The sequence below is a fragment of the Streptomyces sp. NPDC002490 genome (assembly GCF_040296045.1).
In the GTDB taxonomy this organism is placed as follows: Bacteria; Actinomycetota; Actinomycetes; order Streptomycetales; family Streptomycetaceae; genus Streptomyces.
In genome coordinates, this window is sequence record NZ_JBEOWM010000075.1 from 1 (window position 1) to 23,257 (window position 23,257).

At 73.5% G+C, this 23,257-nt stretch carries 21 protein-coding genes; 17 read left to right on the forward strand and 4 right to left on the reverse strand.

What is annotated here, in order from left to right; translation table 11 throughout:
- Positions 1 to 112: 112 nt before the first annotated feature.
- The 7 genes from ABT092_RS29005 to ABT092_RS29035 all read left to right on the forward strand — a co-directional run bounded on the left by ABT092_RS29005 (position 113) and on the right by ABT092_RS29035 (position 5,885).
- A complete protein-coding gene (locus ABT092_RS29005; protein ID WP_351249115.1) occupies positions 113 to 757 on the forward strand; it encodes an HAD family hydrolase in 645 nt (214 codons plus the stop codon).
- Positions 758 to 791: 34 nt separating this feature from the next.
- Positions 792 to 1,967: an acetoin utilization protein AcuC gene (locus ABT092_RS29010; protein ID WP_351249117.1), complete on the forward strand. Its 1,176-nt coding sequence runs from the start codon at positions 792 to 794 to the stop codon at positions 1,965 to 1,967.
- An 85-nt stretch (positions 1,968 to 2,052) separates the two neighbouring features.
- The gene (locus ABT092_RS29015) at positions 2,053 to 2,868 is read left to right on the forward strand and encodes a phosphatase (protein WP_351249119.1); all 816 of its coding nucleotides are present in this window, start codon (positions 2,053 to 2,055) and stop codon (positions 2,866 to 2,868) included.
- Between the two features lie 129 nt (positions 2,869 to 2,997).
- The gene (locus ABT092_RS29020) at positions 2,998 to 3,207 is read left to right on the forward strand and encodes a helix-turn-helix domain-containing protein (RefSeq protein WP_351249121.1); all 210 of its coding nucleotides are present in this window, start codon (positions 2,998 to 3,000) and stop codon (positions 3,205 to 3,207) included.
- 150 nt (positions 3,208 to 3,357) lie between these two features.
- Complete coding sequence (locus ABT092_RS29025; RefSeq protein WP_003948845.1) at positions 3,358 to 3,456, forward strand: 30S ribosomal protein bS22; 99 nt, start codon at positions 3,358 to 3,360, stop codon at positions 3,454 to 3,456.
- Between the two features lie 289 nt (positions 3,457 to 3,745).
- Complete coding sequence (locus ABT092_RS29030) at positions 3,746 to 4,795, forward strand: NAD-dependent epimerase/dehydratase family protein (protein ID WP_351249123.1); 1,050 nt, start codon at positions 3,746 to 3,748, stop codon at positions 4,793 to 4,795.
- A gap of 64 nt (positions 4,796 to 4,859) precedes the next feature.
- On the forward strand, positions 4,860 to 5,885 hold the full coding sequence (locus ABT092_RS29035) for a lysophospholipid acyltransferase family protein (RefSeq protein ID WP_351249125.1): 1,026 nt from the start codon (positions 4,860 to 4,862) through the stop codon (positions 5,883 to 5,885).
- Between the two features lie 76 nt (positions 5,886 to 5,961).
- Here the strand turns inward: ABT092_RS29035 and ABT092_RS29040 are convergent, their stop codons facing one another.
- From ABT092_RS29040 to ABT092_RS29050, 3 genes are all read right to left on the reverse strand, one after another.
- Positions 5,962 to 7,251 carry a DUF5667 domain-containing protein gene (locus tag ABT092_RS29040; RefSeq protein WP_351249127.1) on the reverse strand — a complete coding sequence of 430 codons (1,290 nt, stop codon included), beginning with the start codon at positions 7,249 to 7,251 and terminating at the stop codon, positions 5,962 to 5,964.
- A 313-nt stretch (positions 7,252 to 7,564) separates the two neighbouring features.
- Positions 7,565 to 8,428, reverse strand: a complete 864-nt coding sequence (locus ABT092_RS29045; protein ID WP_351249129.1) for an ECF subfamily RNA polymerase sigma factor, BldN family — start codon at positions 8,426 to 8,428, stop codon at positions 7,565 to 7,567.
- A gap of 314 nt (positions 8,429 to 8,742) precedes the next feature.
- Positions 8,743 to 9,717, reverse strand: a complete 975-nt coding sequence (locus ABT092_RS29050) for an HAD family hydrolase (protein WP_351249131.1) — start codon at positions 9,715 to 9,717, stop codon at positions 8,743 to 8,745.
- 128 nt (positions 9,718 to 9,845) lie between these two features.
- Here ABT092_RS29050 and ABT092_RS29055 point away from each other — a divergent pair, with 128 nt between their 5' ends.
- From ABT092_RS29055 to ABT092_RS29090, 8 genes are all read left to right on the forward strand, one after another.
- The gene (locus ABT092_RS29055; protein ID WP_351249133.1) at positions 9,846 to 10,124 is read left to right on the forward strand and encodes a glutaredoxin family protein; all 279 of its coding nucleotides are present in this window, start codon (positions 9,846 to 9,848) and stop codon (positions 10,122 to 10,124) included.
- A 484-nt stretch (positions 10,125 to 10,608) separates the two neighbouring features.
- Complete coding sequence (locus tag ABT092_RS29060) at positions 10,609 to 11,397, forward strand: redox-sensing transcriptional repressor Rex (protein WP_351249135.1); 789 nt, start codon at positions 10,609 to 10,611, stop codon at positions 11,395 to 11,397.
- Positions 11,394 to 12,911, forward strand: a complete 1,518-nt coding sequence (locus tag ABT092_RS29065; protein ID WP_351249137.1) for a glutamyl-tRNA reductase — start codon at positions 11,394 to 11,396, stop codon at positions 12,909 to 12,911. Before ABT092_RS29060 ends, ABT092_RS29065 begins: the two co-directional genes overlap by 4 nt.
- Positions 12,908 to 13,867, forward strand: a complete 960-nt coding sequence (gene hemC, locus ABT092_RS29070) for a hydroxymethylbilane synthase (RefSeq protein ID WP_351249139.1) — start codon at positions 12,908 to 12,910, stop codon at positions 13,865 to 13,867. Before ABT092_RS29065 ends, hemC begins: the two co-directional genes overlap by 4 nt.
- Complete coding sequence (locus ABT092_RS29075) at positions 13,864 to 15,558, forward strand: bifunctional uroporphyrinogen-III C-methyltransferase/uroporphyrinogen-III synthase (RefSeq protein WP_351249141.1); 1,695 nt, start codon at positions 13,864 to 13,866, stop codon at positions 15,556 to 15,558. Before hemC ends, ABT092_RS29075 begins: the two co-directional genes overlap by 4 nt.
- 71 nt (positions 15,559 to 15,629) lie before the next feature.
- Positions 15,630 to 16,625 carry a porphobilinogen synthase gene (gene hemB / locus ABT092_RS29080; protein ID WP_351249143.1) on the forward strand — a complete coding sequence of 332 codons (996 nt, stop codon included), beginning with the start codon at positions 15,630 to 15,632 and terminating at the stop codon, positions 16,623 to 16,625.
- 272 nt (positions 16,626 to 16,897) lie between these two features.
- Positions 16,898 to 17,626 (forward strand): hypothetical protein, encoded by a 729-nt coding sequence (locus tag ABT092_RS29085; RefSeq protein WP_351249145.1) that lies wholly within the window; start codon positions 16,898 to 16,900, stop codon positions 17,624 to 17,626.
- Positions 17,627 to 17,702: 76 nt separating this feature from the next.
- On the forward strand, positions 17,703 to 18,893 hold the full coding sequence (locus ABT092_RS29090) for an aminotransferase-like domain-containing protein (RefSeq protein WP_351249147.1): 1,191 nt from the start codon (positions 17,703 to 17,705) through the stop codon (positions 18,891 to 18,893).
- Positions 18,894 to 18,958: 65 nt separating this feature from the next.
- On the opposite strand, the gene argS is transcribed toward ABT092_RS29090, so the two are convergent.
- Complete coding sequence (argS, locus tag ABT092_RS29095) at positions 18,959 to 20,731, reverse strand: arginine--tRNA ligase (protein WP_351249149.1); 1,773 nt, start codon at positions 20,729 to 20,731, stop codon at positions 18,959 to 18,961.
- A gap of 294 nt (positions 20,732 to 21,025) precedes the next feature.
- On the opposite strand from argS, the gene lysS reads away from it, so the two are divergent.
- Positions 21,026 to 22,759 carry a lysine--tRNA ligase gene (lysS, locus tag ABT092_RS29100; protein WP_351249151.1) on the forward strand — a complete coding sequence of 578 codons (1,734 nt, stop codon included), beginning with the start codon at positions 21,026 to 21,028 and terminating at the stop codon, positions 22,757 to 22,759.
- Positions 22,760 to 22,887: 128 nt separating this feature from the next.
- On the forward strand, positions 22,888 to 23,097 hold the full coding sequence (locus ABT092_RS29105) for a hypothetical protein (RefSeq protein WP_351249153.1): 210 nt from the start codon (positions 22,888 to 22,890) through the stop codon (positions 23,095 to 23,097).
- Positions 23,098 to 23,257: the final 160 nt, after the last annotated feature.

Below are 23,257 nucleotides of genomic sequence, written 5' to 3' on the forward strand. Positions count from 1 at the left end.
CCCTGTGGGAGAGTAGGACGCCGCCGAACTAAATGTGATATGAGTCGTGTGTCCCAGGAGGGTTTCCTCCTGGGACACACGACTTTTTTGCGTTTCCGCATAGGGTCGATCCATGCGCTACGACTTGGTGATCTTCGACAACGACGGCGTCCTGGTGGACAGCGAACCGCTCGCCAACCGCATCCTCGCGGCCTACCTCACCGAACTGGGGCATCCGACCACGTACGAGGAGTCCGTGCGGGACTACATGGGGGCCGCCGTGCACCGCATCCACGACCTGGTCGGGGAGCGGAGCGGACAACGGCTGCCGGAGGGGTTCGACGAGGAGATCGAGGCACGGACCGCGGCGGCCTTCGCCCGGGAACTGGCGCCGGTGCCCGGGGTCGTCGACGTGCTGGAGCGACTGGTGACGGACGGGGTGCCCTACTGCCTGGCCTCCTCGGGGAGCCACGACCGGATCGCGGCCGGGCACCGGGCGACCGGGCTGGTCAAGTGGTTCGGGCCGGAGCGGGTGTTCAGCGCGCAGGACGTGGGCCGGGGGAAGCCGGCGCCCGACCTGTTCCTGCACGCGGCCCGGCGGATGGGCGCGGACCCCCGACGGTGCGTGGTGGTGGAGGACAGTCCGCTGGGCGTCCGGGCCGCGGTGGCCGCCGGAATGGACGTGTACGGGTTCACCGCGATGATGCCGGCCGAGCGCCTGGGCGAGGTCACCGGACTCTTCGGGGACATGGACGAGTTGTACGGCCTGCTGGCCTGAGGGCACCGCCCCGGGGACCGATACGGTGGCGTTCATGAGCGGCCACGCGCAGTTGATGTGGGACGAAGCGGTGACGGGCTACGACTTCGGTGCGGACCACCCGATGAACCCGGTCCGGCTGCACCTCACCCGGAGCCTCGTGGCGGCCCTCGGGCTCGACCGGCGGGTGGACGTGGTCGCGGCCCCGCCGGCCGGGGACTCGACGCTGCGGTTGGTGCACCGGCAGGAGTACGTCGACGCGGTGAAGGCCGCCTCCGCCGATCCGGCGGCGGCGGACCCGGCGTACGGACTGGGGACGGTGGACGACCCCGCGTTCCCGGGGATGCACCAGGCGTCCGCCCTGATCGCCGGACAGTCGGTGGGGGCCGCCGAGGCGGTGTGGCGGGGCGAGGCCCTGCACGCGGTGAACTTCGCCGGCGGACTGCACCACGCGATGCCCGGCGCCGCCGCCGGGTTCTGCGTCTACAACGACGCCGCCCTCGCGATCGCCCGGCTGCTGGAGCTGGGGGCGGAACGGGTCGCCTACGTCGACACGGACGTCCACCACGGGGACGGCGTGCAGGCCGCCTTCTGGGCCGATCCGCGGGTGCTGACGGTGTCCCTGCACGAACACCCGCGGACCCTGTTCCCCGGTACCGGCTGGCCCGAGGAGACGGGCACCGGAGCGGGCGCGGGCTCGGCCGTCAACGTGGCGCTACCGGCCGGCACCGGTGACGAGGGGTGGCTCCGGGCGTTCCACGCGGTGGTGCCGGAGCTGCTGGCCGACTTCCGGCCCCAGGTGCTGGTGACCCAGCACGGGGCCGACACCCACTTCGAGGACCCCCTCGCGCACCTCGCGGTGTCCCTGGACGCCCAGCGGGCCGTCCAGACGGCCTGCCACGAGCTGGCGCACGCCTACGCCGACGGCGGACGGTGGGTGGCCCTGGGCGGCGGGGGGTACGCGGTGGTCGAGGTGGTGCCTCGGTCGTGGACGCACCTGGTGGGCATCGCGGCGGGGGCGCCCGTCGAGCCGTCGACCGAGGTGCCGCAGGGCTGGCGCCAGGAGGCGTACGCGAAGACCCGGATGTCGGCGCCCCGGCGGATGACGGACGGTCGCTGGCCGGTGAAGTGGGCCGACTGGGAGGCGGGTTACGACCCGGCCGACCGGCTCGACCAGGCCGTGTTGGCGGCGCGGCGGGCGGCGTTCCCGCTGCGGGGACTGCTCGCCTGAGCCGCGGCCGTGGACCGCTGCGCCGTTCGTGGGGGCGGTGGCCGTTCCCGGGACGGGACGGGTCCCGCTGGCCGACCATGAGGACATGACGGACGAGGGCCGGATGCGGCGGTACGTGGTGCGGGTCGGCTTGGCCGGGGAAGTGGCGACGGCCCGCGAGGGGAGCCTGCGGCGGTACCGGCTCTTCGCGGAACGGGACCCGCGGGCCTTATGCGGGCTGGACCCGGCGGGGGAGTGGAACGCCGGCCAGGTGATGGGCTTGATGGCCGAACGGTGCGGGGTGTCCGCCGACCCCGGGTGCCGCACCGGGCGGGACGTGATCGACCCGGGGCGGACCGTGGCGGCGCTGGACGCGTTCGCCGAACGGCTGGCGCAGGCGGTCGAACGGCGGGAGCCGGTGCTGTTGGGGACGGGACATCCACACCGGCTGCTGGACTTCTACGCCAGTTTGGCCGGTGCCCTGTCGGCGGCGGGATGTGAAGTCCTCACCCCCGGAGCGGGTTGCTCTGTCGACATAACGACCCGGTTCGGCGTGCGTGGGCATCGGCTCGACTACGTACGGGGGGTCGCGCTCGTCCGGGAACGCGAGCCCCTGGAACGGGGGCGTGCGCCCGGCGCGCACACCCATTCACCGCTGCCCGTACGGGTGGCGCTGGCGGCCTGCGCGGCCGGTTCGGGGCCGTTGCCGGGGCTGGTGGTGGGGGACCACGGTTGGGTCTGCGGAGCAGGTCAGCTGGGGTTCGACAGCATCGGGTTGGGGGATTCCGACGATCCCGCACCCTTCGTGGGCCAGGCCGAGGGAAGGGTCTCGGTGGTGGTCCCGCTCGATGACGCTGCGCGGTCCGTTTACTACCGACCGCTTACTCGCTATGTACTCAAACGAGCGTGTCTGTCACAGTAGGCCGCCGATCGCTGCTCCTCTTCCCCACTCGCATCACCCGCCCCTAATCTGGGGAGTGAGCGCACAGCGACGAGGAGTCACCGGAGGGGAAGCCGGTGCCCGTCATGTGTGGAAGGTTCAGGTGTGATCATGGCTGCTGCCGATCGGCCTCTGAGCGAGGTCCAGTTCTTGACCGTGGCGGAAGTCGCCTCGGTGATGCGAGTGTCCAAGATGACCGTGTACCGGTTGGTGCACAGCGGTCATCTGCCCGCGATCAGGGTGGGGAGGTCCTTCCGAGTACCGGAGAACGCTGTCCACGAGTACCTGCGTGACTCCTACGTGGGGGTGGACACCGCCTGAGCGTCGCCCGGTCGTCGCCTCGATTACAAGCTTGGCGCTCGGGCGGGGTAGGCTAGCCCCTCGTAGGTCGTGTGGGCCCCAATGCAGCCCCGCACCGAGTGATTGTCCCTGCCCAGGCAGGGGTTGTCCAAGAAGTGAGCGAGGGTTGACGTGGGCTCTGTAATCAAGAAGCGGCGCAAGCGGATGGCGAAGAAGAAGCACCGCAAGCTGCTCAAGCGCACTCGCGTGCAGCGTCGCAACAAGAAGTAGTTCCCCTTGGTAGGGGAGCGGTCGACGGTCGTCGTCCGGGGCTCCGGGACAGTGTTCCGGAGCTTCGAGGGCGATGGTGCCGAGGGACCGTCCCCGGGAACTGCTTCGCTGTGACGCCGCGACGGCGTGTTCTGTGGCCCCTCCACCGCGGTGGAGGGGCCACAGTCGTGTCCGGGGCTGCCGGCCGCCGGCCCGAACGGGGGACCCGCTAACGTGACCGTGAGGGCACCCGCCGGACGGTCGTCGCAACCGCGGGGCCGGGGCGCACGGCGGAAGGCGGGCGGGGGACGTGGGCGAGGTCGTGCTCGTGACCGGAGCGGCTCGACGGGTGGCCGGCCCGCTGGTCCGCGGCCTGCTGCGGGACCCGGGGGTGGAACGGGTGGTCGCCGTCGACGCGGTGGCGCCCCGACACCCCTTGCCCGGCGCCGAGTTCGTCCGGGCCGACATCGGGCGGCCGACCCTCGGCCGGCTGCTCGCCCACCACGCCGTGAACACCGTGGTGCACCTGGACGTCGCCGCCGTCCCCCTGGGCGGTGGTGGCCGGGCCGGGCGCAAGGAGACCAACGTCATCGGGACGATGCACCTGCTCGGCGCCTGCCAGAAGGCACCCGCGGTGCGCCGGCTGGTGGTGAAGTCCTCGACGGCCGTGTACGGCTCGGCGCCGCGCGATCCGGCGGTGTTCACCGAACGCACGCCGCCCCGGGCGGTGCGCGGCGGGTTCGCCAAGGACGTCGTCGAGGTCGAGGGGTACGTGCGCGGGTTCGCCCGCCGCCGGCCCGACGTCGCGGTGTGCGTGCTGCGCTTCGCCGACGTGCTGGGGCCGGCCGCGGACACCCCGCTCACCGACTACTTCTCGCTGCCGGTGCTGCCCACCGTGTTCGGCTACGACCCGCGCCTCCAGTTCGTCCACGAGGACGACGTGGTCGAGGTGCTGCGGCGGGCGGCCGGCGAGCCGGCGCCCGGCACCCGTACCACCGGAACGTTCAACGTGGCCGGGGACGGGGTGCTGTCGCTGTCCCAGTGCGCGCGCCGACTCGGCCGGCCCACCGTGCCGGGCCCGCTGCCGGCGGTGACCCGGGCGGGCGCCGCGCTGCGCGCCCTGGGGGCGACCCGGTTCCCGCCCGAGCAGGTGCGGCAGTTGACGTACGGGCGGGTGGTGGCCACCCGGGAGCTGCACGAGACCTTCGGCTACCGCCCCCGGTACACGACCGCGGAGGCGTTCGCCGACTTCGCCCGGGGACGGGGCCCCGGGCTGCTGCCCCCGTGGCGGGTGGCGGAGGCGGTCGACCGCATCGCGGAACTCGCGGCGCCCGCGTCGGCGGGCCCCACCCGGACCTGAGCAGTGCGCCCGTGGGCGCGGCCGGGAACGGTCGGGCGGGGCGCGGATCGAGGAGCGCAGCACCATGGCGGACGCCAAGGTCATACCGTTCGACGACGACCGGTCGCGGGCGGCCCGGCGCCGACCGCCGGCCCGCACCGGGCCCGCGGCGGCCCCCGGGCGGGAGGCGGAGGTCACCGCCCTGCCCGGGGCGCCGGCCGTGCCGGAGGGTCCGGAGCCGTCCGGGGCGGCCGGCGGACGGCCCGGAGCGGGCGGCTGGGAGGAACGGGTCGGCAGCGGCCTGGCGTTCCTGCGGCGGCGGCTCACCGGGGAGTACGAGGTCGACGACTTCGGTTTCGACCGGGAGCTGACCGACCAGGTGCTGATGGCCCTGCTGCGGCCGGTGTACGAGAAGTACTTCCGGGTGGAGGTGCGGGGCATCGAGAACGTCCCGGCCGAGGGCGGCGCGCTGATCGTGTCGAACCACTCGGGGACCCTGCCGTGGGACGGGTTGATGTTGCAGGTGGCGGTGCGCGACCACCATCCGGGGGAACGGCACCTGCGGCTGCTCGCGGCGGACCTGGTGTTCGCGCTGCCGGTGGTCAACGAGTTGGCGCGCAAGGCGGGGCACACCCTGGCGTGCGCCGAGGACGCGGAGGCCCTGCTCGGCCGCGGCGAACTGGTGGGGGTGATGCCCGAGGGGTTCAAGGGCCTGGGGAAGCCCTTCGGGGAGCGGTACAAGCTCCAGCGGTTCGGTCGGGGCGGCTTCGTGTCGACGGCGCTGCGGGCCGGAACGCCGATCGTGCCGTGCTCGATCGTGGGGGCGGAGGAGATCTACCCCATGGTCGGGAACGCGAAGACCGCGGCGCGGCTCCTGGGCCTGCCGTACTTCCCCCTGACGCCGACCTTCCCGTGGCTCGGGCCGTTGGGGGCGGTGCCGTTGCCGACGAAGTGGACGATCCAGTTCGGCGAGCCGATCGCGACGGACGGCCATCCGCCGGAGGCGGCGGAGGACCCGATGCTGATGTTCAACCTGACGGACCGGGTGCGCGAGGAGATCCAGCACACGCTGTACAAGCTGCTGGTGGGGCGGCGGTCGGTGTTCTTCTAGGCACCCGCCGGCCGGGTGCGCGAACGGGGGCGCCCTCCTGTCGGGAAGGACGCCCCCGTGGTCGGGGCGGGCCGGGTCAGGGGCCGGCGTTCTCGCCGTCGATGCCGAGGCCCGGGATCAGGCCGGGCAGCAGCGGCGGGAGGGTGACGTCGGGCTCGGGGTCCGTGGACGCCTTGCCGGAGGGGCTGGGGCCGTCCGGGCTGCGGTCGGGGTCGAGCAGACCGCCGGTGCCGCTGCCGATGAGGCCCTCGCCCTTGCCCGGCTTGTCGGCGCTCTCGCCGGAGGCGGACGGGGAGGGTTGGGTGCGGGCGTCCTCGGCGCCGCCGGTGCCGCGTTCGGCGTCCCCGGTGCCCTCCCGCCCGTCACCGGGCCCGGGGGAGGCGGAGCCGCCGGCGCCCTCGGACGGTGCGGTGGACGGGACGTGCCCGGTGGTCGGCCCGGTGCCCGCGGGGTCGCTGGGGGCCGGGGGCCGGGGCAGCAGCGAGCGCAGCGGGTCGACCTCGTGCTCCATAGCGTCGAAGACCGAGGTGACCTGTGCGCTGACGTCGCCGAGTTGCACGGGCAGGCTGTCGCGCAGGGCGGACCAGCTCTCGCGGTGGGCGCGGGAGAACGAGGAGAGCGACTGGATCGGGCCCAGCGAGCCGTCCCGTTCGTAGGCGGCGAGCAGCAGCCGGTGCCCCTCGGCGGCGTCGTGGCGCATCCCGTTCAGGGTGCGGCGGACCTCGGCGACGGACTCGTGGTCGAGGTGGCCGGACCGGCCGCGGTCCATCAATCGGCGGGCCTCGTTGAGTCGGGTGGACGCCTGGTCGAGGTAGAGCTCGCCGCGGTCGGAGTCGCCGGCGGCGAGGCTCCGTTTGACGTCCTCCATGCCGCGCTTCAGTCCGTAGAGGGTGTCACCGGGGAGGGCGTCGCCGCTCGCCGCGGCCACGCCCCCGAAGGCGCCCGCAGCCACGGTCACGGTGAGACCGCCGGCAGCGAGGCCCTTGGTGAGTCGGGTGCGGGGGCGTAGCTTGCGCAGCGGTCCGGCCCGGTGGGCGCCCTTCGTCCCCGTGCGGGTCCGCTGCTCGGGCACCGAAGGGTCCGTGGCCTCACCGCCGGCGCCGTCCCTCAGCATGGCCTCCATCGCGGCCACCAGCTGGGCCCGCTGGACGGTCCGGACGTCGGGGTCCAGGGCGGGACGGGGCAGGGCGGTCAAGCCGTTCGCCAGGGTGAGCATCCGGCCGAGTTCCGGTGGCGCGGTCTGCTCGCCGGTGCTCCGGCCCGGTTCGGCGGGCGGGGCGTCCGGGTCGGGGGGCTGCGGGCCCGATTCCTCCAGGGCCCGGGCGAAGGCGTTCGCCCGCCGGTGTGCCGATACGTTCGCGATCACTGGCGGCACCTCCTCTCATCGTGACGGTCGACTCCCCCGGGGGTCCTGGGGGTTCCATTCCCTGGCGGTCTCCACTCGTTCGAGTGGGCGGCGACGTCGGGGCGTGACCGCAGGGAGCCTGTATCCCGGACAACGAGCGGTGCGGTCGTTCGGTTACGGACGAACGGCGGCCGGGCGCGCCGGCCAAGTGTCCGTCACCGAAGGTGAGTTGATGATCGCGCACCGTGGGGGAAGGGGCTAGGGGGACGGGTGGGACTGGTGGGAGGGCGGTGCCGGGTGTCGGGGCACCGCCCGGGGGCGGGGAGGGGCTGCGTCAGCGGGCGTCGTCCGGGAGGAGCCGGGCGAGGGTGCGGACCGCGCGGTACTGGAGGGTCTTGATCGCACCCTCGTTCTTGCCCATGACGCGGGCGGTCTCGGCGACCGAGAGGCCCTGGAGGAAGCGCAGGGTCACGCACTCCTGCTGCTGGGGGTTGAGGCGGCGGACCGCTTCGAGCAGCGCCGCGTTGGACAGGGCCTCCAGGACGGAGTCCTCGGGGCTGCGCTCGACCTCGTTGGCGTCGAGCATCTCGCCGGTGGTGACTTCGAGGCGGAAGCGGCTGCTCTTGAAGTGGTCGGCGACCAGGTTGCGGGCGATGGTGACCAGCCAGGCGCCGAAGTCGCGGCCCTGCCAGGTGAAGGTGCCGATGCGGCGCAGCGCCCGCAGGAAGGTCTCGCTGGTGAGGTCCTCGGCGGTCGCCTTGCTGCCGACGCGGTAGTAGATGTAGCGGTAGACGGTGTCGCTGTACTGGTCGTAGAGGCGGCCGAAGGCTTCGGTCTCGCCGGCCTGGGCCGCTTCGACCAGCTCCATCATGCGGGCGCTGTCGCTGTCCGCGGCGGGGCGGCGGGCGGTGGTCGCGGCGCCGCCGCGACCACGGCGGGTCACGGTGGTGGGACTGCCGTCGGCCAGGGCGTAGCAACGGCCGGTCGGACCGGTGGTCCGGGTGGTGCGGGCGGAGGGGCGGAGGCAGTCGGTGAGGCCGGTCAGGGCGGTCTGGCGCCGAGTGGACGGTGTGGCGGGTGCGGGGACTGCGTATGCGGGGACGGCGTACGCGGTGGGGACGAAGCCGCGCAGGTGGTCGAGGACCGTTGCGCGCAGCGTAGCCAGGCCCGAGGCGTCAACCCCGACGTGTGGGTACACGGGACTCCCAGAGGCAGAGCTTGCATCACGTGCAGTGCGGGACCGTTCACCCGTCGTGGCGACGCGTGGGTACCGGTTTGCGTCTGAGGAGAATAACGCTTCGTATAGGTGGTGCTACGCCCAGTTGCTCAAATCATCGAATAGAGCGGTTCTGGTATCGCTTGGTGTTCGTTCGACTGGCGGAGCGTGAACGATTACTGCTGGAAGGTGATCGTTTCAGGGAAAGGAGGGGGGTGTGTTGTGGCGGTTTCTGGCGACCCACGAGGGTCGGGCGGAGCGGACGGAGCAGACCGGGGGGTTCGGTCCGCCCGGTGTCAGCGCCGGGTCCTGCGGTGCAGGGCGATGGCCGCCGCGGTGCCTCCGGCCACGGCGCCGACGCCCGCCGCCGCGGGGAGGCCGACCTTCGCCGCCCGGCGGCCGATGCGGTAGTCGCGCAGCCGCCAGCCGAGGGTGCGGGCGTGCTTGCGCAGCTTGCCGTCCGGGTTGATCGCGTACGGGTGGCCCACCAGGGACAGCATGGGGATGTCGTTGTGGGAGTCGCTGTAGGCGGCGCAGCGGTCGAGGTCGAGGCGCTCGGCGGCGGCCAGGGCGCGGACCGCCTCCGCCTTGGCGGGGCCGTGCAGGGGCTCGCCGACCAGCTTGCCGGTGTAGACCCCGTCGACGGATTCGGCGACGGTGCCGAGCGCACCGGTCAGGCCGAGCCGGCGGGCGATCACCGTGGCGATCTCGACCGGTGCCGCGGTGACCAGCCACACCTTCTGGCCCGCGTCGAGGTGGGCCTGGGCGAGGGCGAGGGTGCCGGGCCAGATCCGGTCCGCCATGTACTCGTCGTAGACCTCCTCGCCGATCGCCATGAGTTCGGCGACGCCGTGGCCCTTGACGATGGAGAGGGCGGAGTCCCGGGCGTCCTGCATGTGCTCGGGGTCCTCGACGCCGGCCAGCCGGAACCAGGTCTGCTGCCAGGCGAACCGGGTCAGCTCCCGGGTGTCGAAGAACTTCCGCTTGTACAGTCCGCGGCCGAAGTGGAAGAGGGCGGCGCCCTGCATCACGGTGTTGTCCAGGTCGAAGAAGGCGGCCGCGTGCGGGTCGCCGGCCACCGGGAACTCGGGTTCCCCGTCCGCGGGCCCGGCCTCGGCGGGGGCCTCTCGGGTCTCGGAACCGTCGAGGACGGCGGTGACGGCGTCGTCCCTGGAGGACTTGCGGGCGGCCTCCGCCGACGCTTCACCGGCCAGCACGCTCCGTGCGGTGGCCGGGCGCCTACGGGGGGTGAGCCATCGAAGAGCGGCCATGCCGTGAGCATAACCAGTCCGTTCGGCCGCGCCCCGCACGCCCGGGAGCGGCCCGGTGAACGGGCGGCCGACGGCGGGTGAACGGGCCGCGGGCCCGGCCCCGGGGCGGCCGGGGGGAGAATGGCGGCATGACTCCCCTGTTTCGACGTGCGCAGAAGAAGCCGCCCGCGGAGCGTCTGGTGACGCTGATCGGGAAGCCGGGCTGCCATCTGTGCGAGGACGCCCGGGTCGTGATCGAGAAGGTGTGCGCGGAGGTGGGCGCCTCCTGGGAGGAGAAGGACATCACCCGGGACGAGGAGTTGCACCGCCTGTACTGGGAGCAGATCCCGGTGGTCCTGGTGGACGGGGCCCAGCACGACTTCTGGCGGGTCAAGGAGGAGCGGCTGCGTCGCGCCCTGACCGATTGAGCACGGCCCCGTGCCGCTTCCGTTCCCCTCCGTCCCGTGGTGGGGGCGGCAGCCCTCGTCGGGGCGTGCGTGACGGGTGGGGCGTGCCCCGGTCGCGGCGGCGGGGGCGTCGACTCCGGTGGGGTGGGCGGGGGTTGGCCGGAAGGGGTGCTCGATAGGGGGCGTTTCGGGGGCGAGTGGGTATTTTAGTGCTAAAAGACGGGTTACGATCGTCTCTGTTCACATGCCGGCTGGCTTCGGTTCGACTTCGGGGGTGGGGTTGTGTTGAGGAGTGTGTACCGCTTTGCCCCCTTCAGGTGAGCGTTCAGGGCATCGGCGCGATGGTTCCCGGATCGCGCGTCCGGCTTGCGTGACCCCGGTCACGTTGGCCGGGCAAATCGGACACCATCTTTGTGCACGCGTTCACAAAGACATAGCCTGCTGTCGACGGGGCGGTCCCGGCACTCACGGCCGCCCACAGCCCCGCTCTACCCGCAGGAGCACCGTGGCAACTGGCCGAACACACCGACCGGCGACCCGTAGCCGAGGGATTCCCGAGGCCACCGTCGCCCGTCTACCGCTGTACCTCCGCGCCCTCAACGGGCTCTCCGAGCGTTCGGTGCCCACGGTCTCCTCGGAAGAGCTCGCGGCCGCGGCCGGCGTCAACTCGGCCAAGCTCCGCAAGGACTTCTCGTACCTCGGCTCCTACGGCACCCGCGGCGTCGGCTACGACGTGGAGTACCTCGTCTACCAGATCTCCCGCGAACTGGGGCTCACCCAGGACTGGCCCGTGGTCATCGTCGGGATCGGCAACCTCGGCGCCGCGCTCGCCAACTACGGCGGGTTCGCCTCCCGGGGGTTCCGGGTCGCCGCACTGATCGACGCCGACCCCGCGATGGCGGGCAAGCCCGTCGCCGGCATCCCCGTCCAGCACACCGACGAGCTGGAACGGATCATCGACGAGAACGGCGTCTCCATCGGGGTCATCGCCACCCCCGCCGGCGCCGCCCAGCAGGTGTGCGAGCGGCTCGTCGCCGCCGGGGTGACGTCCATCCTCAACTTCGCGCCGACCGTGCTGAGCGTTCCGGACGGCGTCGACGTGCGCAAGGTCGACCTCTCCATCGAACTCCAGATCCTCGCCTTCCACGAGCAGCGCAAGGCCGGCGAGGAGCCCGCCGGGGCCGAGCACGCCCCCGCGTCCGCCGCCGGGGCGGAGGACGACTCCACGTCCGAGGCCGACCGTTCCGGGCACGAGGGACCCGACGGGGACGTCCCCGCCGTGATGCCGGCATGAGCCTCCTCGTCGTCGGGCTGAGCCACCGCACCGCGCCCGTGAGCGTGCTGGAGCGCGCCGCGCTGTCCCAGGACGCCCGGGCCAAGCTGCTGCACGACGCCCTCGCCGCCGAACCCGCGGCCGAGGCCGCCGTCCTCGCCACCTGCAACCGCATCGAGCTGTACGCGGACGTCGACAAGTTCCATGCGGGCGTCGCCGAACTCTCCACCCTGCTCTCCCAGCACAGCGGGGTCGGACTCGACGAGCTGACCCCCCACCTCTACGTCCACTACGAGGACCGGGCCGTTCACCACCTCTTCTCCGTGGCCTGCGGACTCGACTCGATGGTCGTCGGGGAGGGCCAGGTCCTCGCGCAGATCAAGGACGCCCTCGCCGTCTCCCAGGACCAGCACACCGCCGGGCGACTGCTCAACGACCTCTTCCAGCAGTCCCTGCGGGTCGGCAAGCGCGCCCACTCCGAGACCGGGATCGACCGGGCCGGACAGTCGCTGGTCACCTTCGGCCTCCAGCAGTTCGCCGCGGCCGACGCCGCCGGCTCGCCGACCGCCTGGGTGAGCGGCAAGCGCGCCCTGGTCATCGGCGCCGGCTCGATGTCCTCCCTCGCCGCCGCGACCCTCGCCCGCGCGGGCGCCGCCGAGGTCGTCGTCGCCAACCGCACCGGCGAGCGCGCCGACCGCCTGGTCGCGATCCTCACCGAACCCGGCGGAACGGGGGTGTCCGCCCGCGCCGTCCCGATGGAGAAGGTGGCCGCGGAGCTGACACGTGCCGATGTCGTGGTCTCCTGCACCGGGGCCTCCGGGCTGGTCCTCACCGCCCAGGAAGTGGCCGACGCGGTCGCCGGACGGGCCGTCGAGGACGCGGTGTCCGGCACCCCGGCCTCCGAACTCGCCCTGCTCGACCTCGCCATGCCGCGGGACGTCGACCCGGCGGTGCACGGACTCGACGGGGTCCGGCTCGTCGACATCGAGTCCCTCGCCGACGCCTCCGCCGACGCCCCCATGGCAGCCGACGTGGACCAGGTCCGGGCGATCGTCTCCGCCGAGGTCGCCTCCTTCGGCGCCGCCCAGCGCGCCGCGCACATCACCCCCACCGTGGTCGCGCTGCGCACCATGGCCGCCGATGTCGTCGCCGGCGAGATCGCCCGCCTGGAAGGGCGACTGCCCGGCCTCGCGGACAAGGAACGCGCCGAGATCACCCAGACCGTCAAGCGGGTGGTCGACAAGCTGCTCCACGCGCCGACCGTGCGGATCAAGCAGCTCGCCGCCGAACCGGGCGGCGCCGGGTACGCGGACGCCCTGCGCACCCTCTTCGACCTCGATCCGGACGCCGTCGCCGCCGTCTCGCGCGCCGACCGGCCCCGCTGGAGCGACCCCGACCCGCGCGCCGAACAGGGCGCCACCCTCACCCGGCTCGCCGACGCCCCCGGCCTGACCGGCACCCCCCGGGGCATCACGGGCGTCCCCCACGCCACGGGTGTCCCACCGAACGTCACCAACGGCAGGAACCGCGCATGACTGAGAAGGCACTGCGGCTGGGGACCAGGCGCAGCAAACTCGCCATGGCCCAGTCCGGACTCGTGGCCCGGGCCGTCCGGGAGCTGACCGGACGCGAGGTCGAACTCGTCGAGGTCACCACGTACGGCGACACCTCGCGCGAGCACCTGGCGCAGATCGGCGGCACCGGTGTGTTCGTGGCCGCGCTGCGCGAGGCGCTGCTCGCCGGCGAGGTGGACTTCGCCGTCCACTCGCTGAAGGACCTGCCGACCACCCCCGCCGAAGGGCTCGTGCTGGCCGCGGTGCCCCGCCGGGAGGACCCCCGCGACGTGCTCGTCGCGCGGGACGGCCTGACCTTCGCCGAACTGCCGGACGGTGCCCGCATCGGCACCGGATCGCCGCGTCGGATGGCGCAGTTGAACGCCGCCGCCCGCGATCACGGCCGGGCCGTCGAGACGGTCGCGATCCGCGGCAACGTGGACACCCGCATCGGGTACGTGCGCTCCGGGGAACTCGACGCGGTGGTGCTGGCCGCCGCCGGGTTGAACCGGCTCGGCCGGATCGACGAGGCCACCGACTTCCTGCCGCTCGACACCGTGCTGCCGGCCCCCGGCCAGGGGGCCCTCGCGATCGAGTGCACCGCGCAGGACACTGCGCTCACCGCCGTGCTCGCGGAACTGGACGACCCCGCGACCCGGGCCGCCGTGACCGCCGAGCGTGCCCTGCTCGCCGCCCTGGAGGCCGGTTGCAGCGCGCCCGTGGGGGCGCTGGCCGACCTGTTGGCCGACGGGCAGATTGTCAAGGAAATGCGCCTGCGGGGCGTCGTCGGCACGACCGACGGCGTGACCCTGGTGCAGCTGTCCACCACCGGTCCCGTGCCCTCGACGCACGAGCAGGCCACGGCACTCGGACGCGAACTCGCGGCCGAGATGCTGGCCAAGGGCGCGGCCGGTCTGATGGGGGAGCGAGCACAGTGAGCCCCACCGCCTCGAACCATTTGGCCGTTCCCGCGCACGGGCACGTCACCTTCCTGGGTGCCGGACCGGGTGATCCGGGATTGCTGACCCTGCGCGCCGTGGAGGCGCTCGCGGGTGCGGACGTACTGATCGCCGAGCCCGAGGTGCTCGATGTGATCCGGGCGCACGCCAGGGCGGGTGTCACCGTCCTGGACGCGGCCTCCACCCGGTCGCTCGTGGGCGCACCGGGTCAGGCCGCTGACGGGGCGTCAACTGCCGTCGGTGGTCCCGTGTTGAGGGACACGGCCAATCTTGTCATGGAGGCCGCGCGGGGCGGCAAGCGGGTCGTGCGGGCGGTGCCCGGCGACCCCGGGTTGGACACCGACGCGGCCGAGGAGATGCTGGCCTGCGCCTCGGGCGGGGTGCCCTTCGAAGTGGTGCCGGGCATCGCAACCGCCGTCGGGGTGCCCGCCTACGCGGGGGTGCCGTTGCGCGACGAGCGGGGCACCGACGTCCGGTTCGTGGACGCCCGGACCGCCTCCGAGCGCTGCTGGACCGAGGTCGGCGCCTCGGACGGGACGCTGGTCGTCTCGGCGACCCTGGAGACGGTGGCCGCGGCGGCCGGGGAACTGGTGGCCGCCGGCCGCAAGCCGGACACCCCGCTGACCGTGACGGTGGGCGGCACCACGACCCGTCAGCGCACCTGGTCGGCGACGCTCGGCACCATCGCGCAGACCCTGAAGCAGGCGAAGGTGCTGCCCGCGCCGGACGGCTCCCGCCCGGTGATAGCCGTGGTCGGCGAGTGTTCGGCCGCCGCCCGGCGCGAGAGGCTGTCGTGGTTCGAGTCCAAGCCGCTGTTCGGCTGGCGGGTGCTCGTACCGCGCACCAAGGAACAGGCGGCCTCGCTCTCCGACCAACTCCGGTCCTACGGTGCGGTGCCGCACGAGGTGCCGACCATCGCGGTGGAGCCGCCGCGCACCCCGCAGCAGATGGAGCGGGCCGTCAAGGGCCTGGTCACCGGCCGCTACGAGTGGATCGCGTTCACCTCGGTCAACGCGGTGAAGGCGGTGCGGGAGAAGTTCGAGGAGTACGGGCTGGACGCCCGGGCGTTCGCGGGGATCAAGGTCGCCGCGGTCGGTGAGCAGACCGCCGCCGCCCTGGTCGCCTTCGGCGTCAAGCCGGACCTGGTGCCCACCGGCGAGCAGTCCGCGGCCGGGCTGCTGGAGGACTGGCCGCCCTACGACCCGGTGTTCGACCCCATCGACCGGGTGTTCCTGCCGCGGGCCGACATCGCCACCGAGACCCTGGTGGCCGGCCTGATCGAACTCGGCTGGGAGGTGGACGACGTCACCGCCTACCGGACCGTGCGGGCCTCGCCGCCGCCGGCGGAGACCCGGGAGGCCATCAAGGGCGGCGGCTTCGACGCGGTGCTGTTCACCTCCTCCTCGACGGTGCGCAACCTCGTCGGCATCGCCGGCAAGCCGCACAACGTCACCGTGATCGCCTGCATCGGTCCGGCCACCGCGAAGACCGCGGAGGAGCACGGGCTGCGGGTGGACGTGATGGCCCCCGAGCCCTCGGTGCACAAGCTGGCCGCCGCGCTCGCCGACTTCGGCGCCGCCCGCCGCGACGCCGCGGTGGAGGCGGGCGAGCACGTGACCCGGCCCAGCGAGCGCCGCCCGGGCGCCCGGCGCCGCCGCGTCGCCCCGTAGGTTGGGGCCAGTACAGGGAGTACGACGGCCCGGGGCGCACCCCGGGCCGTGACGGTACGGAGCTGAGGAACGTGAGTAGGTACGGTTCTTTCCCCGGGGCCCGGCCCCGGCGGCTGCGGTCGAACGCGGTGCTGCGGCGGATGGTCGCCGAGACCCGGCTCGCCCCCGCCGACCTGGTGCTGCCGGCCTTCGTGCGGGAGGGCGTGCACGAACCGGTGGCCATCGGGTCGATGCCGGGCGTGTACCAGCACACCCTGGACAGCCTGCGCAAGGCCGCGGTGGACGCGGTCTCGGCCGGGGTGTCGGGGATCATGCTGTTCGGGGTGCCCGAGGAGGCCAAGAAGGACGCGCTCGGCACCGCCGGCACCGACCCGGACGGCATCCTCCAGGTGGCGCTGCGCGCGGTGCGCGCCGAGGTCGGCGACGACCTGCTGGTGATGTCGGACCTGTGCCTGGACGAGTTCACCGACCACGGGCACTGCGGGGTCCTGGACGCCGAGGGCCGGGTGGACAACGACGCCACGCTGGAGCGCTACGCCGAGATGGCGCAGGTGCAGGCGGACGCCGGCGCCCACGTGGTGGGGCCCAGCGGAATGATGGACGGGCAGGTCGGGGTGGTCCGCGACGCCCTCGACCAGATCGACCGGGACGACGTGGCGATCCTCGCGTACACCGCCAAGTACGCCTCCGCCTTCTACGGCCCGTTCCGGGAGGCCGTGGGCTCCTCGCTCACCGGCGACCGGCGCACCTACCAGCAGGACCCGGCCAACGTCCGCGAGTCGATGCGGGAGTTGGCGCTGGACCTCGCGGAGGGCGCCGACCTCGTCATGGTGAAGCCGGCCGGGCCCTACCTGGACGTGCTGGCCAAGGTCGCGGACGCGGTCGACGTGCCGGTGGCCGCCTACCAGATCTCCGGCGAGTACGCGATGGTCGAGGCCGCCGCCGAGAAGGGCTGGATCGACCGGGAACGGGCGATCCTGGAGTCGCTGCTCGGCATCAAGCGGGCCGGCGCGCAGGTGATCCTGACCTACTGGGCCACCGAGGTGGCGCGGGGCCTGGCGGACTGACGCGGTCCCCACGCACGGGAGCCCGGCAGCACCCCACGGTGCTGCCGGGCTCCCGTGCGTGCGGGTGCCGCATCGTCTCCCCGCCGTCGACGCCGAGCCGTCCGGACGGGCACCGGGCGCCCGGTGTTCGCCCGGTCGCACTCCGTCATGCCGGGTGCGACCGGGCGAACCCTCTTGGGAGAGAGGGGATCTGACGGTGCGTCGGGCCGGTTAGTGTCGGGGCTGTGGTGATCGGCGGTGATCACCCGTTGCCCGGGCGAAATGGAAGCTCCATGACCGATCTGTTCACCGTGTCCGTCGACGGCGTCGAGGGCGCCGTCCTCCGCGGTCGGATACACCTCATCAGCGCCGACGCGGTGCGGGTGCCGCAGGACGCGACCTTCCCCGCCAGGCTGCTGGCCGAGGCGTGGTTCCGGGCCGGGGAGGCCGGGGGCGACGAAGGGGGCCGGGAACGGGCCTCGGGCCTGCGGCTCGCCCCCGAGCTGCGCGAGCTGCACGCCTGTGCCGCCGGTCGGCTGGTGCGGGTGGACGAGGACGGCTTCCTGCTGGCCGAGGACGGGTGCACCGTGCGCGAGCCCCGGCGCCGGGCGGTGGACGTGTACGACCTCGACGGTGCCGGCCGGGACGAGGTCTCCGGCCGGGTGCGCACCCTCAGCGACCCGGACGCCCTGGCCCGGCGGGCCGCGGCGATCGTGACCCGCTACGAGGTCGGGCCGCTGCGCAACGTGCCGGTGTGGAGCGAGGTGGCCGCCGTCGACCCCGAGGAGTGGGAGCCCGGGTTGGAGGAGATGGCGACCTGGAACGCCCCCGCCGACCTGGACTACTGGCGCACCTGGCGGCTGCTGGCCGGGCGGCCCCTTGACGGGCACCCGTACGCCGAGGTGGTGGTGGAGGTCGTCGACGCCGGCTACCTGGAACACCTGGGGGCGGGGATGCGGTGGTCCACCGGGGACCCGGCGGGCCGGGAGGGCGCCGTCCGGATCGCGGAACGGTGGGTGTAGACGGCAGGCACCTCGCTAGGGTGTGCGGCCACCAGCACCGCCGGGCCCAACGGCCCCGTACCTTCGAGGAGTCGATGTGAGCGTCGCTGCCGCGGCCCCGCCCCCGCTGGCCGCCCGGGCCGCCGCCGTGGGCGGTTCGCCGGTGAGGGACATCCTGTCCGTGGTGGGGCGCCCCGGAGTGATCAACTTCGCGGGCGGGCTGCCCGCGCCGGAGCTGTTCGACGGCGCGGGAGTCGCCGCCGCGTTCCGGGACGTCCTCGCCGACACCCCCGCCCGGGCCCTCCAGTACGCCACCACCGAGGGCGAACCCGCGCTGCGGTCCGCCCTGGCCGAGCGGACCACCGTGCGGGGGCTGCCCACCGGCGCGGACGACCTGATCGTCACCACCGGCTCGCAGCAGGCGCTGTCGCTGCTGGCGCAGTCCCTGGTCGACCCGGGGGACACCGTCCTGGTGGAACGCCCCTGCTACCTGGCCGCGATCCAGGCGTTCACCTTCGCCGGCGCCCGGGTGGTGGCCGTGCCGGGCGACGAAGAGGGCGTCGACCCGGTCGAACTCGACCGGTACACGGCCCGGTTGCGGCCCAAGCTGTTCTACTCGGTGCCCACCTTCCAGAACCCCACCGGGCGGACCGTGCCGCTGCACCGCCGGCTCGCCCTCGCCGAGGTGGCCGCCCGGCGCGGGCTGTGGCTGGTGGAGGACGACCCGTACGGGGAGCTGCGGTTCGAGGGGGAGCGGGTGCCGTGGATCTCCGCGCTGGACGCCGCCGCCGACCGCACCGTGCTGCTCGGCAGCTTCTCCAAGGTGATGGCCCCCGGGCTGCGGCTGGGCTGGCTGCGGGCGCCCGCGGCGCTGCTGCGGGCCTGCACGGTCGCCAAGCAGGCCGCCGACCTGCACACCCCCACCGTCAACCAGCTCGCCGCCGCCCGCTACCTCGCGGACCGGGACCTCGACGCCCATGTGCGCCGGGTCGCCGCCGCCTACGGTCAGCGGCGGGACGCCCTGCTCGACGGGCTCCCCGGGGCCCTGCCCGAGGGAACCGTCTGGACCCGTCCCGAGGGCGGCATGTTCGTGTGGGCCCGGCTGCCCGAGGGGTACGACACCGCCGGGGCGCTGCCCCGGGCCGTCGCCCACGACGTGGCGTACGTGCCGGGGGCGCCCTTCCACTGCGACGCCCCCGACCCGTCCACCCTGCGGCTGTGCTTCGTCACCCACACCCCGGACGAGATCCGGGTGGGCCTGGAGCGCCTGGCCCGGGTCTGGCCCTGACCGGGGCGGCACGCGACGGGGGCCACGGCCGCCGGCCGTGACCCCCGTCGTCGGGCGCGGACGCGTCAGAGGCGCTCGGGCGTGCGGATGCCCAGCAGGTCCATGCCCCGGTGCAGGGTCGCCCCGGTGATCTCGCACAGGAACAGCCGGTTGGCGCGCTGCTCGGCCGTGTCGGCCTTCAGCACCGGGCACTTGTCGTAGAACGCGGTGAGCAGGGAGGCCAGTTGGTACAGGTACCCGGTCAGCTTGTGCGGGGCGTACTCCGCGGCGGCCTCCGCGACCGTGTCGCCGAACTGGTCCAGGTGCAGGCCCAGCGCCCGCTCCGCGGGCTCCAGCGCCAGCTCCGGGCGGGCCTCGGCGCGGGCGTCCCCGCCGGCCTTGCGCAGGATCGAACGGATGCGGGCGTAGGCGTACTGGAGGTAGACGCTGGTGTCGCCGTGCAGGGACACCATCTGGTCGAGGTCGAACTTGTAGTCGCGGCTCGCGGACGTCGACAGGTCCGCGTACTTCACCGCGCCGATGCCGACCTGGGCGCCCCGCTCGGCGATCTCCGCCTCGGACAGCTGCTGGAGGGCGTCCTTCTCGCGGACGACCGCGGTGGCCCGCTGGACCGCCTCGTCCAACAGGTCCACCAACCGCACCGTCTCGCCCTCGCGGGTCTTGAACGGCTTGCCGTCCGCGCCGAGCACCGTGCCGAACGCCAACTGCACGGCCCGCACCTCGTCGTTGAGCCAGCCCGCGCGCCGGGCGGTCTCGAAGACCATCCGGAAGTGCAGCGCCTGCCGGGCGTCCACCACGTACAGCAGCGTCGACGCCTTCAGGTGGAACACCCGGTCGCGGATCGCCGACAGGTCGGTGGCCGCGTAGCCGTAGCCGCCGTCGGACTTGCGGACGATCAGCGGCGTGGGCTGGCCGTCCTGGCCCTTGACGTCGTCGAAGAACACGCACAGCGCGCCCTCGGAGCGGACCGCGACCCCGGACTCCTCCAGCAGCCGGCAGGTCTCGTCCAGCATGTCGTTGTAACCGGACTCGCCGACCACGTCCGCATCGCGGATCTCCATGTCCAGCTTGTCGAAGACCGAGTAGAAGTAGATCTTCGACTCGTCCACGAACCGCTGCCACAGCTCGCGGGTGCGCGGGTCGCCGGCCTGGAGCGCGACCACCCGGCGGCGGGCCCGCGCCTTGAAGTCCTCGTCCGCGTCGAAGAGGGCCCGCGCCGCCTTGTAGAGCCGGTTCAGGTTGGACATCGCGGTGTCGCCGTCGTCGCCGGCGGCCTCGTGGTCCAACTCGTGCGGGTGGTCGATCAGGTACTCGATGAGCATGCCGAACTGGGTGCCCCAGTCGCCGATGTGGTGCCGGCGCACCACCGTCTCGCCGGTGAACTCCATCAGCCGGTTCACCGCATCGCCGATCACCGCCGAGCGCAGGTGGCCGACGTGCATCTCCTTGGCCACGTTCGGCTGCGCGTAGTCGATGACCGTGGTGCCCGGCGCCTCGGCGTACGGCACCCCGAGGCGGCCCTCGCCGTCGGCGAGCCGCGCCGCGAGGTTCTCGGTGATCGCCCGGTCGGCGACCGTCACGTTCAGGAAGCCGGGGCCCGAGACCTCGACCCCGGCGATCACCCCGCCGGCCGGCACCGCGTCGGTGACCGTCGCGGCCAGCTCGCGCGGGTTGGCCCCGGCCTTCTTCGCGAGGGCCAGGATGCCGTTGGCCTGGAAGTCGGCCCGGTCGCTTCGTCGCAGCAACGGGTCCGCGGAACCGGCCTCGGGCAGGGCCGCCCGCAGGGCCGTCGCGAGGCGCTGGTGGACGGAAGCGGAAAGGGACGTGACCGAAGCCATGGATGGGTGCCGTTCTGCTCGTGTTTCCGGAGCTGTCTGGGAGGGTTCCCGGCCGGCGCGCCGCCCGCGTCGCGGGCCCGGCGCCTACCGGCCGGGCCCAGTATCCCACGCGGCCCGGGGCCCCTGATGAGCCGTTTTCGTCCCCGGCGGGGGGAGCTGGGAGAATGGGAGGGACCGGCCCTCGCACGCCCGTACGGGCCGGTCCCGGCCGGGTGCCGCCGTGACCGTCCCGGACAACGGGGACGACCACGGGCGAACCACCGGCAACATTCGGTAGCACTGGGAAAGAAGGACGTGCCGATCGTGGCTCAGAGCAACGAGACCACCGACTGGGTCTCCCGTTTCGCGGACGAGGTCATCGAGGAGTCGGAGCGCCGCGCCCCCGGGAAACCCGTCGTCGTCGCGTCCGGCCTGTCCCCGTCCGGCCCGATCCACCTGGGCAACCTGCGCGAGGTCATGACCCCGCACCTGGTCGCGGACGAGATCCGGCGCCGCGGGCGCGAGGTCCGCCACGTGCTGTCCTGGGACGACTACGACCGGTACCGCAAGGTGCCCGCCGGCGTCCCCGGCGTCGACGAGGGCTGGGCCGAGCACATCGGCAAGCCGCTCACCTCGGTGCCCGCCCCCGCCGGCTCCCCGCACGCCAACTGGGCCGAGCACTTCAAGGCCGCGATGACCGAGGCGCTGGCCGCGCTCGGCGTCGACTACGACGGCATCAGCCAGACCGCCCAGTACACCTCCGGCACCTACCGCGAGCAGGTGCTGCACGCCGTGCGGCACCGCGCCGACATCGACGCCATCCTCGCCCAGTACCGCACCCGCAAGGCCGCCCCCAAGAAGCAGCAGAAGCCGCTGGACGAGGCCGAGGCGGAGGCCGCCGAGGGCTCCGGCGCCGCGGCCGAGGAGGACGGCTCCTCGGGGGTCGTCGGCTACTTCCCGTACAAGCCGTACTGCGGCGGGTGCGAGAAGGACCTCACCACCATCACCTCCTACGACGACGACACCACCGAACTGGCGTACACGTGCACCGCCTGCGGTTTCGCGGAGACCGTCCGGCTCAGCGAGTTCAACCGCGGCAAGCTGGTGTGGAAGGTCGACTGGCCCATGCGCTGGGCCTACGAGGGCGTCGTCTTCGAGCCCTCCGGCGTCGACCACTCCTCGCCCGGCTCCTCGTTCCAGGTCGGCGGGCAGATCGTCGGCCCGATCTTCGGCGGCCGGCAGCCCATCGGCCCCATGTACGCGTTCGTGGGCATCTCCGGCATGGCGAAGATGTCGTCCAGCAAGGGCGGGGTGCCCACCCCCTCCGACGCGCTGGAGATCATGGAACCGCAGCTGCTGCGCTGGCTGTACGCCCGCCGCCGGCCCAACCAGTCGTTCAAGATCGCCTTCGACCAGGAGATCCAGCGGCTCTACGACGAGTGGGACAAGCTCGGCGCCAAGGTCGCCGACGGCACGGTGCTGCCCGCCGACGCCGCCGCGCACGCCCGCGCCGTGGGCACCGCCGCGGGCCCCCTGCCCGCCACCGCGCGCCCGCTGCCGTACCGCACCCTGGCGTCCGTCGCCGACATCACCGGCGGCCACGACGACCAGGCCCTGCGCATCCTCGGCGACCTCGACCCCGAGCGCCCGCTGAGCACCCTGGACGAGGTGCGGCCCCGCTTCGACCGGGCCGAGACCTGGACCCTGCGGTACGTGCCCGCCGAGGCCCGCACCGTGGTCCGCGAGGAGCCCGACACCGCCCTGCTGGCCTCCCTCGACGCACCGGGCCGCGACTCGCTGCGGCTGCTGCTCGACGGACTCGACGCCCACTGGTCGCTGGACGGGCTCACCGGACTCGTCTACGGCGTCCCGAAGGTCCTCGCCGGCCTGGAGCCCGACGCCAAGCCGACCACCGAACTGAAGGCGGCCCAGCGGGAGTTCTTCGTCCTGCTGTACCGGCTGCTCGTCAGCCGCGACACCGGCCCCCGGCTGCCCACGCTGCTGCTCGCGGTGGGCGCCGAGCGGGTGCGCAAGCTGCTCGGCGGCTGACCGCTGCCCGCGTGCCCTCCGCCCCGACCGGCGCCCCGGTCGGGGCGGAGGCCGTTACTCCCTCTGGCGTAGGGCGGTTCCGTCTCGTGCATGACGAGCCGGGGCCCGCCGGACGGAACCGTGCAGGGATGAAGAACTCCTCCTCCCTCGTCGGTTGGCTCCTCGTCGTCCAGGGCGCGCTCGGTCTGCTGGGCCCTCTCCTGGGGGGCCGGCCGATGGGCCTGCTGCCCCTCTGGTTCGACCTGTCCGGCGCCGTCTACACGGGACTGATGGTGGGCGGAGCGTTGCTGATCCGGCGGGGGCGTGCCGAACGCCGACGCACCGGGGCCCGGGGGTGAGGCCGCCCTCCGCGGCCCCGGTGCGCAACCGCTCCGGGGAAGGCCGTCGAGTCGGCCCCCGCCTCAGAAAGTGTTGGGTAATTGGGTGATTACTGGTTCTTGAGGTCGTCGGCGAGGCGGCGGGCTGCTTCGGTCTCGATGGGGCCGTGTGGTTCGATCT

Excerpts from the sequence above, each read along its gene's own strand:
- ABT092_RS29085 (WP_351249145.1), top strand. The coding sequence starts at position 16,898 with ATGACCGATCTGTTCACCGTGTCCGTCGACGGCGTCGAGGGCGCCGTC.
- ABT092_RS29005 (WP_351249115.1), top strand. The coding sequence starts at position 113 with ATGCGCTACGACTTGGTGATCTTCGACAACGACGGCGTCCTGGTGGAC.
- ABT092_RS29065 (WP_351249137.1), top strand. The coding sequence starts at position 11,394 with ATGAGCCTCCTCGTCGTCGGGCTGAGCCACCGCACCGCGCCCGTGAGC.
- ABT092_RS29050 (WP_351249131.1), bottom strand. The coding sequence starts at position 9,717 with ATGGCCGCTCTTCGATGGCTCACCCCCCGTAGGCGCCCGGCCACCGCA.
- argS (WP_351249149.1), bottom strand. The coding sequence starts at position 20,731 with ATGGCTTCGGTCACGTCCCTTTCCGCTTCCGTCCACCAGCGCCTCGCG.
- hemC (WP_351249139.1), top strand. The coding sequence starts at position 12,908 with ATGACTGAGAAGGCACTGCGGCTGGGGACCAGGCGCAGCAAACTCGCC.
- ABT092_RS29015 (WP_351249119.1), top strand. The coding sequence starts at position 2,053 with ATGACGGACGAGGGCCGGATGCGGCGGTACGTGGTGCGGGTCGGCTTG.
- ABT092_RS29035 (WP_351249125.1), top strand. The coding sequence starts at position 4,860 with ATGGCGGACGCCAAGGTCATACCGTTCGACGACGACCGGTCGCGGGCG.
- ABT092_RS29020 (WP_351249121.1), top strand. The coding sequence starts at position 2,998 with ATGGCTGCTGCCGATCGGCCTCTGAGCGAGGTCCAGTTCTTGACCGTG.
- ABT092_RS29105 (WP_351249153.1), top strand. The coding sequence starts at position 22,888 with ATGAAGAACTCCTCCTCCCTCGTCGGTTGGCTCCTCGTCGTCCAGGGC.
- ABT092_RS29055 (WP_351249133.1), top strand. The coding sequence starts at position 9,846 with ATGACTCCCCTGTTTCGACGTGCGCAGAAGAAGCCGCCCGCGGAGCGT.
- ABT092_RS29010 (WP_351249117.1), top strand. The coding sequence starts at position 792 with ATGAGCGGCCACGCGCAGTTGATGTGGGACGAAGCGGTGACGGGCTAC.